Consider the following 16,001-nt stretch of genomic DNA (forward strand, 5'->3'; position numbering starts at 1 on the left):
CGTGATCGAGCAACCGGCGTACACCGGGTTCGGTTTCTCCGACGAGGAGTGGGGGCTGTTGGTCGGCCTGCCGCAGTCGGTGCTGACCGCGGCGAGCGCCGCCGAGTCCGACGGCACCCGCCGGACCATGGCGGAGACCGCAGCCGGGCTGGAGACCATCGCCGCCGGCCGGGAGTCGGCCAGCCCGCTGGTCGCCGCCGTGGCCGGCGAGATCGTCACCCGGGTCGGTGACCCGGAGGCCGGCGCGGAGCTGCCGGTCATCGCGCCGTCCGACCCGCGCGGGCTGATCGACGACGTGCTGTCGCGCGCCGGCCAGGCCGCCGAACTGCTGGCCGCCCGTGTCGACGAGGGCGAGGCCGGCGCGTACAAGCACTGGCTGGTGCAGGTCGCCGAGCAGGTGGTGGGCGCCGCGTCCAGCGGTGGGCTGCTGGGCATCGGCGGCGAGTCCGTCAGCGACTCCGAGCGGCGCTTCCGCGACCGGCTCGCGCACGTGCTCACCGACTGACCGACGACAACGACGGATCGGCCGGACCGGTCGGCTCGGCGGCCAACGCCGCAGGGTCGGCCGGCCGGACGCCGCGCAGCGCGACGAGCGCGGTGACCGCGCCCAGCAGCATCGCCACCATGGCGGCGTACGCGGCGAGGTGCAGCCCATCAGTGAACGCGACCCGGGCGGCGTGCAGCACCGCGTCGGCCAGCTCGGCCGGCAGCCCCTCGGCGACCGCGAGCGCACCGCCCAGGGTCTCCTGGGCTGCGGCGCCGGCGTCGGCGGGCAGGCCGGTCGGCAGGCCGTCGAGGATCTCGTGGCGGTAGACCGCCGCGCCGACGCTGCCGAGGATCGCCATTCCCAGCGCGCCGCCCAGCTCACTGCTGGATTCGGTCAGCGCCGACGCGACACCTGCCTGCTCCGGTGGCGCCGCGCCGAGGACCAGCTCGGTGACGAGGGACATCACCATCACCAGACCGCCCGCGTAGACGCTGGCGCCGACGAGCAGCAGCCACAGCGGCGTCTGGGGCGTGACGCGGGTCAGCACCGCGAAGCCGAGCACGGCGATGCCGAAGCCCGCACCGATCAGGTACGCCCGTTCGACGCGCTGGGCCAGGGCGGCGGCCGCCGGCGCGATCCCGCCCACGGCCAGCGACGGCACGAGGCTCCACAGTGCCGCCCGCAGCGGGCTCAGGCCGAGCACCAGCTGGAGGTGCTGGGTGGTGAAGATGGCGAAGCCGACCAGGGCGAACATCGCCAGCAGGTTGACCGCGAGCGACCCGGCGAAGCCGGGGCGGCGGAACAACCCAAGATCGATCATCGGGTACGCCCGGGTGCGCTGCCGGCGCAGGAACAGCACGCCCACCAGCAGGCCGGCGACGATGGCGAGCACCCGCGCGGGGCTGAGGCCGTCGCGGGCCATCTCCTTGATGCCGTAGATCACCGGCAGCAGCGCGCCGAGTGACAGCGCCGCGCTGATCAGGTCGAACCGCCCGGTCGCCGGGTTGCGGAACTCGGGCACCAGCAGTGGGGCGAGCAGGAGCAGCATCAGCATCGCCGGGATGTTGATCAGAAAGATCGAGCCCCACCAGAAGTGCTCCAGCAGGACGCCGCTGAGCACCGGGCCGATCGCGATGCCGCCGGTGAGCGTGGCGGTCCAGATGCCGATGGCGGTGCCGCGCTGCTTGGCGTCGTGGAACATGTTGCGCACCAGGGCGAGCGTCGAGGGCATCAGGGTGGCCCCACCCACGCCGAGCACGGCCCGCGCGGCGATCAGCGTCGCGGCGCTGTCGGCGTACGCGGCCAGCAGCGACGCCGCCCCGAACGCGGTGGCGCCGATCAGCAGGAGCCGACGGCGGCCGATCCGGTCACCCAGAGCGCCCATGGTGATGAGCAGCCCGGCCAGCACGAAGCCGTAGATGTCGAAGATCCAGAGCTGCTGGGCGCCGGTGGGGCGCAGCTCCTCGCTGATGAACGGAACGGCGAAGTAGAGCACCGACACGTCCATCGAGACCAGGAGCAGCGGCAGCATCAGCACGGTGAACCCGATCCACTCCCGTCGGCCCGCCCGCGGCGCCGGTGTGCTGGTGGTCGTCGTCATGATCATTTCCTCTCTGCGTATGGCGTACGCTGTTATGCGTAGACCATACGCAGAACTAGGATGGCGGGGCAAGGAGGAAATGTGGCGGCGAAGACAGACGACAGCGGGCCCGTGCTCCCACCGGCCATCGAGAGCGCCTGGGGGCTGCGGGAACGACCACCCAAGGGCCCTCGACCGGGGATGAGCGTGCCCGGCATCGTGGACGCGGCCGTCCGGGTGGCCGACACCGATGGGCTGGCGGCCGTCTCGATGAGCCGGGTGGCCAAGGAGCTGGGCGCCGCCACCATGGCCCTCTACCGCTACGTCGGCTCGAAGGACGAGCTGCTGATGCTCATGGTGGACGCCGGGTACGGCCCCTCTCCCGGTCCGCACCCGCCGGGAGACGACTGGCGCGCCGGGCTGACCCGGTGGGCCTGGGCCGAGCACGAGGTGCTGCGGCAACGGTCCTGGCTGCTCCAGGTGCCGATCACCGGCCCGCCCATCACTCCGCAGCAACTCGGCTGGATGGAGGACGGGCTGCGCTGCCTCGACGGCACCGCGCTCGCCGAGGGCGAGAAGATGTCGGTCCTGCTACTGGTCACCGGGTACGTCCGCAACGAGGCCACCCTCACCGCACAGATCGCCGAGGGCAGCCGGACGGCCGGCGTCGCGCCAGGCGAGATGATGCCGGCGTACGGTCGGCTGGTGGCCCGGCTCATCGACCCGGCCCGCTTCCCGGCGCTGCACCGGGTGCTGAGTTCCGGCGCGCTCGGCCAGGACGACGACCCGGACGACGAGTTCACCTTCGGTCTGGACCGGATCCTCGACGGCGTCGACGCCCTGATCCAGCGTCGCACGGGCTGAGAGGGCCGAATGCTGCCGAGAGAAACCCTCGACACGACCGTCCTGCCACCCGGTGAACGATTCGGGATGTGGCTGGACCTGGTCGCACGCACCTCGGCGCCGATGCAGGTCCGGTCCGAGCACGACGATGATTTCATCGCCCGGGCCGACTTCGTCGACCTCGGGCCGGTCCAGCTGATCAGCTACGACTACCCGTCTCTGGACGCCTTCCGGACCCCGAAGCTGATTCGCCAATCGGACCCTGAGCTGTACATTCTCGCCCTCACCACCGGCGGCGTCGGCTCGTCCAGCCAGGACGGCCGCCGCAGCGAGATCCTGGCCGGTGAGTTCACCTTCTACAACGCGTCTCGTCCGCACGACCTCGGCCACCAGGCGACGGAGCCAGAGCGGGACCAGGCCAGCTCGATCGTCACGATGATCCCGCACGCCGCGCTGCCCCTGCCACCACAGCGGATGGCCGCGCTCTACGGCGGCCGGATGTCCGGCAGCGAGGGGATCGGGGCGCTGCTGGCGCAGTTCCTGCTCCAGGTGACCGGGCACCCCGAGCAGTACCATGCCGCCGACGCCAGCCGGCTCGGCGCGGTCGGGCTCGACCTGGCCACCACCATGCTCGGCCGGCACCTCGTCGCCGAGGACGCGGTGCCCACCGAGGTCCGCCGCCGGGCGCTGGTCACCCAGGTGCAGGCGTACGTCCACCGGCACCTCGGCGACTCGACGCTCAGCCCGCAGGTCGTCGCCGACGCCCACCACATCTCGGTGCGGTCCCTGCACCGGTTGTTCGAGGCCGAGGAGACCACTGTGGCGGCGTACATCCGGGATCTGCGGCTGGCCCGGTGCCGCCGCGACCTGACCGATCCCGCGCTGCGCAACCAGCCCGTGCAGACCATCGCGGCGCGCTGGGGGTTTCCCGACAAGGCCCACTTCAGCCGGGTGTTCCGGGCGGCGTACGGGACGAGCCCGCAGGAGCACCGCGACAGCGGCTCGCATTCGGCACGGATCGTCAACCGTCAGGCGTCCACGGTCAACTCGCTGCCGGCAGACTGACACCAACGCGGCCGATCATCGCCTGGTGGGTCGCCAACGGGGGCCGTGGCGAGGCGCCCGCCGCGCGAGCGGCGGGCGGCCGCCCGGTGGCACCCCGGTCACGCCCGAGACTCCGGCTCCGCCGCTCTCCCCCCAGGATCGCCGGCGGGGCCGGTCAGGCCTCCTCCAGCAACTCCAGGACGACCCGCTCGGCCTCCTCGCGGGGCGCCTGCGGGTCCACCGACACCACCACCCCACCGTGGTAGAGGTCGACCACCCGGGGATCCACGTACGACGCACGAGCCACCGTCGGCGTGTTGCCCAGCAGGTCCGCCACCTCCCGCATCACCGCGACCACCGCCTTGCGCCGGGCGGTCACCGAGCGAGCCGGGGCGGCGGTGGCCAACTCGGTGGCCGCGAGCACGGTGGCGTGCCAGGTCCGAAAGTCCTTGGCGGTCATCTCCCCACCGCTGGCGTCGCGCAGGTAGCCGTTGACCTCGTCGCTGCGCACGTCCCGCCACTCCCGGCCATCCCAGTAGCCGAACAGCCGGTCCGCCCGTCGTCGGCGACGGCGCAGATTGACCAGCACCTGGCACAGCTCCGGGTCCTCGATCCGGCGCACCTGCTCGATGCCACCCTTCGCGGGAAACACGAAGACCACGCAGCCGCCCCGGGACCGGGCATGCTCGGGACGCAGGGTGGACACCCCGTACGTCGGGTCGTCGCCGGCCGCGTACTGGTCGCTGCCGACCCGGAACATCCCCATGTCCAACAGTCGGGCCACCGTGGCCAGCACCCGGTCCCGGCCCAGCCCGCGACCGTCCAGGTCCCGCCCCACCCGCTCGCGCAGCGCCGGCAGCCGCCGGGCCACCTCCAGCATGCGGTCGAACTTCGCCTCGTCCTGCTTCTCCCGCCACCGCGGGTGGTAGACGTACTGCTTGCGCCCGGCCGCGTCGATCCCGATCGCCTGGATGTGCCCGTTCGGGTGCGGCGCGATCCAGACGTCCTGCCAGGCCGGGGGGATGACCAGCTCCCGCAGCCGGGCCAGGGTCTCCGGATCCCGCACCGGAGCGCCGGACGGGTCGACGAAGAGCCAGCCCCGTCCACGCCGACGCCGTCCGTACCCCGGTCGACCCGGGTCGCTACGCCGCAACCGCACCGGAGACCCGCACCACCCTCTCCACCTCGGCCACGGCGGCCAGCACCTCGTCGAGGCGCAGCGCCGCCATCGTCGGGTGGCTTCCTACCCCGTCCCACCTGGGCAAATCCGCCTCACCGGCCCAGAGCACCCGGTGCCGTGGCCGGTCCGGTGGTGGGCCCCAGTGCGCCGGTGGCACCGGCCCGAAGAGGACTACCGACGCGGTGCCGTACCCGGTGGCCAGGTGGGCGACCCCGGTGTCCCCGCTGACCACCAGCCGGGCGTTGGCCACCAGCGCGGCGAGCGCGCCGAGGTCGGTCCGGCCCGCCAGAACGGCATCCGGCGGCAGACCCGCCGCGTCGGCCACCCGGGCCGTCAACGCCCGTTCGTCGGCCGAACCGGTGAGCAGCACCCGGTGGCCCTGGTCGGTCAGCGCCCGGGCCAGCGCGGCGAACCGCTCGGCGGGCCACCGCTTGGCGGGGATCTTGCTGCCCGGGTGCAGCACTGTGACACCGCTGGGCAGCCCGGCCGACCCGGGCCGGCGCAGGCAAAGGTCGGTGCGGTCGGCCGGAATGTCGTACCAGGACAGCAGCCGACACCACCGATCCACCTCGTGCTCGTCGACGGCCCATCGCGGCCCGTCGACGCAGCCGGCGTCCGGGTTGGCGAAGGCGAACAGCCGGCCCGGCCGGGTGGCCGCGAGCAGCCGGTGCGACTGGGGGCCGCGCCCGTGCAGGTTCACCGCGACGCGCGGGGCCGACCCGACCCGCAGGGGTCGGTCCAGCCCGGCGGTGTCCACCAACCGATCGACGCCGCCGACCAGGTCGACAAGCGGGGCCAGCCAGGCGGGCGCGGCGAGCGCCAACTCCCGGGCGGGGTACGCGGCCCGCAGCGCCCGCAGCGCGGGCACTGCGGTGACCAGATCGCCGACGCCCAGGGCGCGCAGCACGAGGATCACGGGTACGAGGTCTCCTGCTCGGCGCAGACCACCAGCTCGCGCACCGCGCAGCCGGGCGGCTGGTTGAGCGCGAACATGATCGCGGCGGCGGTGTCGACGGGATCGTTGAGGATCGCGTCCGGCCCCGGCTTGTACTGCGGGTCGCGTTCGTCGAAGAACGAGGTGCGCATCCCGCCCGGAATGAGCAGGGTGACACCGATCTGACCGGCCAACTCGGCGGCGAGGGCTCGGGTGAAGCCCACCACGCCGAACTTCGCCGCGCAGTACGCGGTAGCGTCGCTGACCGCCTTGACGCCCAGGGTCGAGGCGACCGTGACGATGCGGCCCCGAGACGCCTGCAGGAACGGCAGCGCGGCCCGGATCACCGCCACGGTGGCCAGCAGATCGACGGCGACGATCCGGTCCCAGGTCTCCCCCGGCACGTCGGCGAGTCGGCCCGGCACGTCCATGCCGGCCGCGGTGACCACCGCGTCCAGGCCCCCGGCCTGCTCGGCGAGGTGCTGGGTGGCCACCTCGGCGGCGCGCGTGTCGGCCAGGTCGCACTCGGTCCAGGACACCCCGTCGACCGGCGGCTGCCGGTCCAGCACGAGCGGTCGACCACCGGAGGCGGCCACCGCGGCGACCACCGCGGCGCCGAGCCCGCTGGCACCGCCGGTGACCAGCACGGTGGGCCCGGCGCCGGGCCGCGTCGCGGTCATCGGGTCCGCTCCGCGAGCGTCCGGACGATCATGTCGGTGGTGGAACGACCGTCCAGGTACGGCACCACCACGGTGTTCCCGCCCCACCGGCGCAGGACCTCCGCCTCCGGCAGGGCAGCGGTCGCGTCCCCACCGCCGGTGGCGTAGTCGCCGCCCTTGACCCAGACGTCAGGGCGTACCCAGGACAGCGCGGCCTCCGGAGTCGGCTCGTCGAAGATGAGGACCGCGTCGACGCAGCTCAGGGCGGCCAGCAGCCGGCTGCGGTCCGCCTCGGACTGCACCGGCCGATCCGGACCCTTCAACCCGGCCACGCTGGCGTCGGAGTTCAGGCAGACGATCAGGCAGTCGCCGAGCTGCCGGGCGGCCTCCAGGGTGGCCACGTGCCCGGCGTGCAGCAGGTCGAAGCAACCGCCGGTCGCCACCACCGTGCCACCTGCGGCCCGTACCTCACCGAGGAGCGTGGCGACCGCGGCGACCCCCACCCGGTCAGCCAGAGCACCGCCTGGTGGCCGCGACCGCGACCCCGGCGCGCTCCCCGCCCGCGCCGGAGGCAGCGCCGCCGCCACTCCCCCACCCGCCACGTACGCGGACGCCTCGGCGACCGCCGCCTGCACCGCCTCGGAGACCAACGCACCCTGGGCCAACGCGAGGCTGGCGGCCGACGCGAACCGGTCGCCAGCACCGCAGGTGTCCCCCTCGGCGCTGCCGGACGTCGGCACCACCAGCGGGGTCGACCCGGCGTGGCAGAGCAACGCGCCGTCACCGCCCAGCGTCACCGCGACCGCACCGGCCCGCCAGCGCCGCCGTAGCCCCTGGGCGCCCCGCGACGCGGTGGCCAGTCGGGAAGCGCCGGGCAGCGCGGGGACCAGCTCGCGCACCTCCGACTCGTTCGGGGTGGCCAGGTGCACGCCGGGCACCGCCGCCGGGCCACGCGGATGCGGATCCCACACCACCGGCGCGCGGGTGGCGGCCAACGCGTCGCGCAGCGCGGGCTGCCGGGCGACCCCCCGGCCGTAGTCGCTGACCAGCACCGCCGACGCCGCGCCGATCACCCGGAGCACCTCGTCGGAGGGCTGACCCGGCTCCCCGGAAGCGCCGCCGCGGTCGTGGCGCAGCAACACCCGCCCCCGGGCCCGCAGCCGGATCTTCTCCGGTGTCGCGCCGGCGAGGGCCAGTGGGTACACCTGCACGCCGGCGGCGGCGAGCAGAGCGGTGAGCCGGGCCCCGCCGGCATCGTCGGCGAGCGCGGTCACCAGCACCACCTCGGCGCCCTGCGCGGCAGCGAACACCGCCGCCAGGCCGGCGCCACCCGGTCGGTCGGTCGCCGCGGTCTCGTCCAGCACCGGCACCGGAGAGTCCGGGCAGAGCCGGTTGACCACACCTTCCACATCCCGGTCGAGCAGGGTGTCCCCGAGCACCACCACCGGTCCCCTCACGCTTGCCTCCTCATCCTCACGCGTCGACCTGCTGGCCGGCCCCACCGTCGAGCACTACCTCGACCCCGGTGCGCACCGGTGCTGGCTCCCCCGGCACGGGGTGGACGACCGCCGGTGCGGCGACCGCCGCCAGCGCGGCGGGCAACTCCTGTTCGAGGTACTCGCAGAGCAGATGACTGGTCACGAGGTGCAGCTCCTGGACGACCTGGGTGTCTCCGGACGCGACGGCCAGCACGTCGTCGCAGGCGGCAGCGAGCGGATTGGGGGCGGCGCCGGTGAGCGCCCAGGTGGTCACCCCGACGTCGCGGGCGGCCCGCGCGGCGGCGATCAGGTTGGGGCTGGTTCCGCTGGTGCTGAGCAGCAACAGGACGTCGCCGGGGCGGCCGTGGGCGCGCACCTGACGGGCGTACACGTCGGTGTAGCCGTAGTCGTTGGCGATCGCGGTGAGCGCGCTCGTCTCGGCGTGCAGCGCGATCGCGGAGAGCGGCTGACGGTCGTCATGCAGTTTGCCGACCAGTTCGGCGGTGAGGTGCTGGGCCTCGGCGGCGCTGCCGCCGTTGCCGGCGACCAGCAGGCGACCCCCGGCGGCCAGCCGGTGGGCCAGGTCCGCACCCCAGCGGGCCAACTGCCGCTCACACCGCCGGTACGGCACCAGCGCCGCGGCGAGATTCGTCAGGTGGGTGTCGAGCAGGCTGCCCGCCGGCATCAGGCCACCACCCGGGTCGGCCGGCGCACGGCGGCCACCTCGCTGTAGACCTCGACCAGCCGCTCGGCGGTGGCCGCCCACGAGTACCGCGCCCGAGCCCGCTCCCGGGCCGCCGCCGCGTACGCGAAGCGCCTGATCCGGTCGTCGAGCAGCCCCTGAATCGCTGTGGCCAGCGCGTGCGGGTCCCGGGCCGGCACGAGGTCACCTGTCGTCCCGTCGACCACGGTGTCCCGGATGCCGCCCACGGCGGTGCCGACGACCGGCACCCCACAGGCCATCGCCTCCAGCGGGGTCAACCCGAACGGCTCGTACCAGGGGGCCGCGACCAGCAGATCCGCCGAGCGATACCAGCGGCCCATCTCCTCCCGGGGTACCGCGCCGACCAGGTGCACCCGGTCGGCCACCCCGCACGACTCGGCGAGGGCCCGCAGCCGCCGCGCATACGGGTCGGTCTCCAGCAGCCCCTCCGGCGGGCCGCCCACGACCACGCACTCGGCGTCCGGGACCAGCGCCATCGCGCGGATCACGGTCTGGAAGCCCTTGCGCTCGACCAGCCGCCCCACGGTGAGGATCCGGGCCCGCCCCGGTTCCCGGTCGGCGGCCGGCCCGAGCGGGGCGAAGGTGCTGAGGTTGACCCCGGAGGGCACCACGGTCATCCGGGACCGGGGCACACCCATCCGGACCAGCTCGCCCACCTCGTCGCGGCACTGCGCGACGATCCGGTCCACCGAGCGGCCCAGCTCCCGCTCGTAGGAGACCCGGCGGGCCGGGCTGGTGTCCTGCACGCCCTGGTAGCGGCGCTTCACCGTGCCCAGCGCGTGGTACGTCTGCACCACCGGCACCCCGGTCTGCCGGCCGGCGGTCAACCCGGCCAGACCACTCATCCAGAAGTGCGCGTGGATCACCTCGGGCACCCACTCGCCGCCCCGCCAGCGCTCGATCAGCCAACTGCTGAACTCCCGCATGTGCGGCAGCAGCGCGTCCTTGGCCACCGGCTCGGCCGGCCCGGCCGGCACGTGCACCACGTCGTACCCGTCCGGGCTGCGAACGGTCACCGGCAGGTCGGGCGCGTCGCGGCGGGTGTAGACCCGCACCTCGTGCCCGGCGGCGGCGAGCGCGGCGGACAGCTCCGCGACGTGCGTGTTCTGGCCGCCGGCGTCCTCCCCTCCGAGGACGGCGAGCGGGCTGGCGTGCTCCGAGATCATCGCGATCCGCATACTTCCTCCTCCAGCAGCCGGTCCCAGTCAGCGAGGAAACGGTCGAGGCCGTACCTGTCGCGTGCGGCGGTTCGCGCCGCCGCTCCGGCCTGACGTGCGGTCGCCGGTTCGTCGATGAACCGGCGGGCGGCGTCGAGCAGGGTGTCGGTCCGGGTGGCGAGTGCGCCCGCCTCCGGGGGCACCGCCATCACCGCCTCGGTGGTGGCGAGCGCGACGACCGGCATGCCGATCGCCATCGCCTCGATGAGGCTGAGCCCGAGCGAGGTCCACCGGCACAGGTGCAGGTACGCCCGCCGTCGGGCCAACTCGGCGTGCATCCGGTCCTGGGGCACGTCGTCGTGGCTGATGAGCCGGTCGGCGGGCAGCCCGAGGTGGTCGGCCAGGCCGGCGACGCCCATGCCGAACACGTCCAGCGGCGCGATCTCGGCGAATCGGGGCAGCAGGTCGGTGCCGGTGACCCGGCCTCGCCGGACCGGCTCGTTGATCACCACGGCGAGCCGGTCCAGCTCGCCGGTGTAGGACGCGCCGGGGGCGACGATGCCGTGGTCGACCACTGTGGTGCGGGTGCCGCCGGTGTCCCAGAAGATCTGGTTGAACCCGGTGACGTGGGCGATCAGCAGGTCGTCCCGGTCGGCCATGGGGTGACGCGTGTTGGGCACGTCGCCCTTGGGGGTGTTGTGTTCGACGTAGATCGCGGGGACGTCGCGGCCAGGCCGGCGGCGAAGCCACTGCTCGGCCCGGTCGATCTCCTCAGGGCGTTGCAGGATGACCAGGTCGACGTCGGCGCCCGGCAGATCCTCCGGGGCGACCTCGACCGCGCTCTCCGGCCACGGGTAGGTGCGGGCCCGGCCGAGGCCGTAGGGGCCGCGGTCGGGTGTGGTGGGAATCAGGTACCGGTGGCCGCCGTGCACGAACGACGTGGTCCAGGAGCCGTGCACGTGCCAGAGCAGGATGTTCATCGGATGCCACCACCACTCACGGCGAGCGTCCGAAGCGCGTCGACCACCTCGTCCGGGTCGATGCCGCGCAGGCACGGGTGCCCGGGGACCGGGCAGCTGGCCGCCCGGGTGTCCCGGCAGGGCGCTGCGGCGTTGCCGAGCCGGACGGTGGGCACCCGGTAGGGCCCCCACTGGCCGAACGGAACGGTCGGCGCGAAGAGACTCACCACGGGCACACCGGCGGCGGCGGCCAGGTGCGCGGGCCCGGTGTTGCCGACCACGACCGCGCTGGCGTCCGCGACGATCGCGGCCAGCCCGGCCAGGTCGGTTCGGCCGCCGAGGTCGGTGCCGCCGGCCGCCGCGACCCGGGCCGTGATCGCGCGCTCGTCCGGGCCGCCGGTGACGAGCACCCGGTGCCCGGCGTCGGTCAACGCCCCAGCGATCCGGGTCGCCACCTCGGGCGGGCACGCCCGGCTCGACGCGGCCGACCCGGGGTGCAGCACCACGTACCCCGGGTCGCCGAGGTCGGCCGGGCGTGGCGCCACGGCGTCTCGGCGCAGCCGGAGCACGGGTTCGTCGCCGTCGGGCAGCCGATAGCCGGCAGCGGCGGCGAGGGAGAGGGCCCGCTCGGGCTCGGGGACGCCGATCGGCACCCGGTGCCGGACGTCCAGCAGCGAGCCCGGATAGTCGTCGCTGATCGCCGCGATCCGGTCGATCCCCGCCATCCGCAGCAGCAGCGCCAGCGGCAGCGCGGACTGGTGGAACGAGGTGAACACCACCGCCTGGTCCGCACCGACCGCGCCGAGGCGCGCGGTCAGGCTCCGCAGGGCCTCCGGGTCAACCGGCTCCGGCGTGGGATCGATCCACGGCAGTGGATGCTCGATGATCTCGTCGACGCCGGGTAGCAGGTCGGCGGCGGCTCGGCCGCGCGGCCCACAGAGCAGCACCACCCGCTGCGCTCCGGCCGCGACGGCGCGGATCGCCGGCCCGGTGACCAGCACGTCCCCCGCCGAATCCGACCGGACCACAAGCGCCGTCCGCACCGGCTCGCCGGGCGAGGTCGAGGGCTGCACGGCCTGTTGGCGGCGCAGGATCTCCGCCACCGCCGCCGGCAGATCGGTCGCCACCCATCCGGCGGCGGCGATCTCCTCTGGCCGGGTCACCGGGGTGGGCACCAGCACCCCCGCCGCCCCGGCGGCCAGCGCGGCGACCACGTCCCGGCCGATGTCGCCCACCAGCACGCACCGGGACGCGGTAGTACCCAGCTCACGGGCGGCGGCGAGCACCAGACCGGGCGCCGGCTTACGGCAGTCACAGCCATCGGCGTCGTCGTGCGGGCAGACCAGCCACGCGTCGAAGCGGCCCAGCAACTCCTCGACGCGGGCGTGCACCGCCCGCATCTGCTCCTCGGTGAAGTAACCCCGGGCCAGACCCGACTGGTTCGTGACGACCGCCAACCGCAGCCCGGCCGCGCGCAGGCGGTCCAGCGCGGCCCGGGCGCCCGGCACCGGCCGCACCTTCTCCGGGTCGCCGTTGTACGGCACGTCCTCGATCAGGGTGCCGTCGCGGTCCAGCAGCACCGCGTCGTAGAGGACGGGTCGGGGGCCTGCGACAGACCCGGAACCGGCGCGGTCAGCAGCGGCGTACACCCGGGCTGACCTGCGCTGATACGGATCCTCCTGGTCCTGTCGCACAGCCGGCGGGTTCCCTGCGCCCCGAGGAGTAAACGTCGTCGTCGAGGCGGTGGGCCAGCGCCGCCAGCGATGCCCCGCGTCGGCCTTACCCGCCGCCGGAGAGAAGCTAACCCGTCCGGTTGTTAGCCCGTGCCGCGCGGCGGGTACGGGAGCACAGTGGCGATAGTGGAGAAAGTGATCGACGCTTCCCCGCAGCAGGTGTTCGACGTGCTCGCGGACGGCTGGACGTACAGCGACTGGGTGGTCGGCACGACGCACATGCGGGACGTGGACGACGCCTGGCCCCGGGTGGGCAGCCAACTGCACCACCGCGCCGGGCCGTGGCCGTTCTCCCTGCAGGATGCCTCGACGGTGCTGGTCTGCGAACCGCCGCATCGGCTGGTGCTGAGGGCCGGGCTCTGGCCGGCGGGCGAGGCGATCGTGGCCTTCACCCTGCAACCGGTCGGCGAGGGCGCCACCCGGGTCCGTCTCGGGGAGGAATTCGCCGCCGGTCCGCTGCGCTGGGTCCACAACAAGATCAACGAGATGGTGCTGCACCTGCGGAACCGGGAGACGCTGAATCGGCTCTCCGACATCGCCACACGCCAGAGGTCGGCGCGCTGACCAGCACGAACGCCTGCGCAGCGCAAGCCCCTGACCAGGACACCAACGCCCGAATGTGGGGGTCGGTGGCGATCCGCAACGCCCGAGAGGGGTGCCTCTTTCCAACCTAATGCGGCAACTGGATACCCTTTCCAGGACCCTTGTCCGCAAACCGAGGATGTCCGACATGATCAAGCCGGTGCAGTTGCCGTCGCCGTGGCGGGACGCACGCCTGACCGTCGTCGTGCCCACCTACAACGAGGCGGGCAACCTCCCGGCGCTGGTCGAGCGGCTGCTCGCGCTGCCGCTGCCGGGGCTGCGCATCCTCGTCGCCGACGACAACTCCCCCGACGGCACCGGGGAGGTGGCCGACAAGCTGGCCATCGAGAACCCCGACCGGGTCGAGGTCGTGCACCGCGCCGGCAAGGAGGGCCTCGGCCGGGCGTACGTGGACGGGATGAGTCGCGCGATCGAGGGCGGCGCCGAGTACGTGGCGCAGATGGACGCCGACCTCTCGCACCCACCGGAGGCGCTGCCCGGGATGCTGGGCGCGCTGCTCAGCACCCAGGCCAGCGTGGTGATCGGCTCCCGGTACGTGCCCGGCGGCGAGCTGGACGAGAACTGGCCGCTGTACCGCCGGGCGCTCAGTGGCTGGGCCAACCTCTACGTGCACACGCTGCTGCGGGTAAGAATCCGGGACCTCACCGCCGGCTTCAAGATCTGGCGGGCTGAGGCGCTGCGCGACATCGACCTGGAGCGGGTGCAGTCCAACGGCTACAGCTTCCAGGTGGAGATGCACTACCTCGCCACCAAGCTGGGGCACACCATCCTGGAGGTGCCGATCCGCTTCGAGGAGCGGCGCGACGGCGTCTCCAAGATGACCACCGCGACCAAGGTGGAGAGCGCCCTCATGCCCTTCCGCCTCCGCAGCAAACACCGCAACATAACCCGCTGACCCCACCCCACTCCCTCGGTGATCAAGAGATTTGCGTCGCCAGCGCCGGAAGATCTGACGCAAACTTCTTGATCACCGGGACTCAAGGGGTGGGGTAGATGGTTTTGTGGGCCTTGGCTATTGCCGCGGCGTAGGCGGTTCCGGTGAGGGCGCGGTCGCGGGCCAGCGCCGCGCGGGCCGCGTTCGCGCCGGGTGCACCGTGCACACCGCCGCCGGGGTGCGCCGACGCGCTGGCCAGAAAGAGCCGGTCCACCGGGGTGTCCGCCCGGCCCAGGCCAGGGATCGGGCGCAGGAACAGCTGCTGGTACGCGGCGGCGGTCCCGCCGCCGAGCGTGCCACCGACCAGGCTCGGGTTGCCCTTCTCCAGGTCGGCCGGCCCGGCCACGTGCCGGCCCACGATCAACTGGCGGAAGCCGGGGGCCGCCGCCTCCAGCACGTCCTCCATCCGCTGCACGTGCCCGGCGACCTCCTCGGCCCGCCAGTTGCGCCGGAACGGCAGGTGGGTGTAAGACCAGAGCGACTCGGTGCCCGGCGGGGAGTGACTCGGATCCGCCACCGACATCTGCCCGACCAGCAGGAACGGGTCGCGAGGCAGCTCGCCACGGGCCAACTCGCTGGCGTAGTGGGTCAGCCCGTTCAGGTCCGCGCCGAGGTGCACGGTGCCGGCGCCGGCCAGCTGCCGGTTCGTCCAGGGCACCGGAGCGGAGAGCGCCCAGTCCACCTTCAGCGTGGAGCCGTCCCACCGGAAGTGCGCCAGGTCCTCCACCAGCCGGGACGGCAGCGCCGCCGCGCCGACCAGGTCGAGGTAGAGCGCGGGCGCCGGCACGTCGGCGAGCACGGCCCGCCGGGCCCGCCACAGGGTGCCGCCGACGGTCCGGGCCCCCATCGCCCGGCCCCGGGCGGTGAGCACGCGGTCGACGCGGGCACCGTAGAGGATCGTTCCGCCGCGCCCCTGCAGTCGGGCCACCAGCGCGTTGGTGATCTGCTGCGCGCCGCCGGCCGGCACCGGCCAGCCGACCTGCTGGCCGAGCATGGCCAGCAACCAGCCGTACACCCCGGAGCCGGCCTCCTCCGGGGACAGGTCGGTGTGCAGGGCGCAGCCGGCCAGCAGGGCCGGCCCGCCGGGGCCGTCGAAGAGCTCGTCGCCGAGTTTGCGGACCGGCACCACCAGGCGCCGCGCCAGTCGCAGCGCGCCGGCGACGCGCAGCTGACGCAGCAGCCCCACCCCTGCGCGTACCGGCGGGAACGGCGAGGTGATCGCCGCCAGCATCGGCTCGGCCACGTCGAGCCAGTCGGTGTACGCGTTGAGCCAGCGCTTGCCGTCACCGGGGGCGAACTGCTCCAGCGAGGCGGCCGTGACGTCCGGATCCCGGTTGATGACCGCGGCCCGGCCATCCGGCAGCAGGTGCGCCAACACGTCCGGCGAGTGCCGCCAGGACAGCCCGTGCCGGCCCAGGTCGAGGCCGCCCAGCACCGGTGAGGCGTACCCCAGGGGGTAGAACGAGCTGTAGAGGTCGCTCAGGTAGCCGGGTGCGGTGACCTCGGCGGAGCGGACCGCGCCGCCGGGCACCTCGGTCGCCTCCAGCACCACCACGTCCCAGCCGGCGTCCGCCAGCAGGTTGGCCGCCACCAGGCCGTTGTGCCCGGCCCCGATGATGACGGCGTCCGCGCTCTGCGCGGTGGTGCTTGTCATCGGATCCGCCTACCCGGCGCGCAACCGGGCGAA

General features: G+C 73.9%; 15 protein-coding genes. 5 read left to right on the forward strand and 10 right to left on the reverse strand.

Translation table 11 applies throughout. The features are described from left to right. Position 1: 1 nt before the first annotated feature. Positions 2 to 505 carry a hypothetical protein gene (locus IF46_RS0115895; RefSeq protein WP_030489123.1) on the forward strand — a complete coding sequence of 168 codons (504 nt, stop codon included), beginning with the start codon at positions 2 to 4 and terminating at the stop codon, positions 503 to 505. Here the strand turns inward: IF46_RS0115895 and IF46_RS0115900 are convergent. Then, entirely contained in the window at positions 495 to 2,087 is a 1,593-nt protein-coding gene (locus IF46_RS0115900) for an MFS transporter (protein WP_030489124.1), read from the reverse strand. The genes IF46_RS0115895 and IF46_RS0115900 overlap by 11 nt on opposite strands. Before the next feature lie 81 nt (positions 2,088 to 2,168). Here IF46_RS0115900 and IF46_RS0115905 point away from each other — a divergent pair, with 81 nt between their 5' ends. Then, positions 2,169 to 2,930 (forward strand): TetR/AcrR family transcriptional regulator, encoded by a 762-nt coding sequence (locus IF46_RS0115905; RefSeq protein ID WP_030489125.1) that lies wholly within the window; start codon positions 2,169 to 2,171, stop codon positions 2,928 to 2,930. Positions 2,931 to 2,939: 9 nt separating this feature from the next. Next, positions 2,940 to 3,974 (forward strand): helix-turn-helix domain-containing protein, encoded by a 1,035-nt coding sequence (locus tag IF46_RS0115910; RefSeq protein WP_030489126.1) that lies wholly within the window; start codon positions 2,940 to 2,942, stop codon positions 3,972 to 3,974. 154 nt (positions 3,975 to 4,128) lie between these two features. On the opposite strand, the gene IF46_RS0115915 is transcribed toward IF46_RS0115910, so the two are convergent. From IF46_RS0115915 to IF46_RS0115950, 8 genes are read right to left on the reverse strand one after another with little or no spacing between them, the layout of a single operon-like run. After that, complete coding sequence (locus IF46_RS0115915; RefSeq protein ID WP_030489127.1) at positions 4,129 to 5,112, reverse strand: DNA topoisomerase IB; 984 nt, start codon at positions 5,110 to 5,112, stop codon at positions 4,129 to 4,131. Beyond that, positions 5,096 to 6,049 carry a glycosyltransferase family 9 protein gene (locus IF46_RS0115920; RefSeq protein WP_030489128.1) on the reverse strand — a complete coding sequence of 318 codons (954 nt, stop codon included), beginning with the start codon at positions 6,047 to 6,049 and terminating at the stop codon, positions 5,096 to 5,098. The genes IF46_RS0115915 and IF46_RS0115920 overlap by 17 nt, the downstream gene beginning before the upstream one ends. Continuing rightward, positions 6,046 to 6,747, reverse strand: a complete 702-nt coding sequence (locus tag IF46_RS0115925) for an SDR family oxidoreductase (protein WP_030489129.1) — start codon at positions 6,745 to 6,747, stop codon at positions 6,046 to 6,048. Before IF46_RS0115925 ends, IF46_RS0115920 begins: the two co-directional genes overlap by 4 nt. Next, positions 6,744 to 8,183, reverse strand: coding sequence for a PfkB family carbohydrate kinase (locus IF46_RS0115930; RefSeq protein ID WP_036392276.1), 1,440 nt, complete (start codon positions 8,181 to 8,183; stop codon positions 6,744 to 6,746). Before IF46_RS0115930 ends, IF46_RS0115925 begins: the two co-directional genes overlap by 4 nt. Positions 8,184 to 8,199: 16 nt before the next feature. Next, on the reverse strand, positions 8,200 to 8,892 hold the full coding sequence (locus IF46_RS0115935) for a D-sedoheptulose-7-phosphate isomerase (RefSeq protein WP_030489131.1): 693 nt from the start codon (positions 8,890 to 8,892) through the stop codon (positions 8,200 to 8,202). Next, a complete protein-coding gene (locus IF46_RS0115940) occupies positions 8,889 to 10,106 on the reverse strand; it encodes a glycosyltransferase (RefSeq protein ID WP_030489132.1) in 1,218 nt (405 codons plus the stop codon). Before IF46_RS0115940 ends, IF46_RS0115935 begins: the two co-directional genes overlap by 4 nt. Beyond that, on the reverse strand, positions 10,091 to 11,065 hold the full coding sequence (locus IF46_RS0115945) for a glycosyltransferase (RefSeq protein WP_030489133.1): 975 nt from the start codon (positions 11,063 to 11,065) through the stop codon (positions 10,091 to 10,093). The genes IF46_RS0115940 and IF46_RS0115945 overlap by 16 nt, the downstream gene beginning before the upstream one ends. Then, positions 11,062 to 12,738: an HAD-IIIA family hydrolase gene (locus tag IF46_RS0115950; RefSeq protein ID WP_030489134.1), complete on the reverse strand. Its 1,677-nt coding sequence runs from the start codon at positions 12,736 to 12,738 to the stop codon at positions 11,062 to 11,064. The genes IF46_RS0115945 and IF46_RS0115950 overlap by 4 nt, the downstream gene beginning before the upstream one ends. A gap of 165 nt (positions 12,739 to 12,903) precedes the next feature. Between IF46_RS0115950 and IF46_RS0115955 the strand changes: the two genes are divergently transcribed. Together IF46_RS0115955 and IF46_RS0115960 are read left to right on the forward strand one after the other, a co-directional pair. Continuing rightward, a complete protein-coding gene (locus IF46_RS0115955; RefSeq protein WP_332261494.1) occupies positions 12,904 to 13,341 on the forward strand; it encodes an SRPBCC family protein in 438 nt (145 codons plus the stop codon). 166 nt (positions 13,342 to 13,507) lie between these two features. Then, the gene (locus tag IF46_RS0115960) at positions 13,508 to 14,275 is read left to right on the forward strand and encodes a polyprenol monophosphomannose synthase (protein WP_030489136.1); all 768 of its coding nucleotides are present in this window, start codon (positions 13,508 to 13,510) and stop codon (positions 14,273 to 14,275) included. Positions 14,276 to 14,357: 82 nt separating this feature from the next. Here IF46_RS0115960 and IF46_RS0115965 read toward each other — a convergent pair whose 3' ends face one another. Then, positions 14,358 to 15,968, reverse strand: a complete 1,611-nt coding sequence (locus IF46_RS0115965; RefSeq protein WP_030489137.1) for a phytoene desaturase family protein — start codon at positions 15,966 to 15,968, stop codon at positions 14,358 to 14,360. Positions 15,969 to 16,001: the final 33 nt, after the last annotated feature.

Source organism: Micromonospora chokoriensis (assembly GCF_000718555.1).
GTDB classification, from domain to species: domain Bacteria; phylum Actinomycetota; class Actinomycetes; order Mycobacteriales; family Micromonosporaceae; genus Micromonospora; species Micromonospora chokoriensis_B.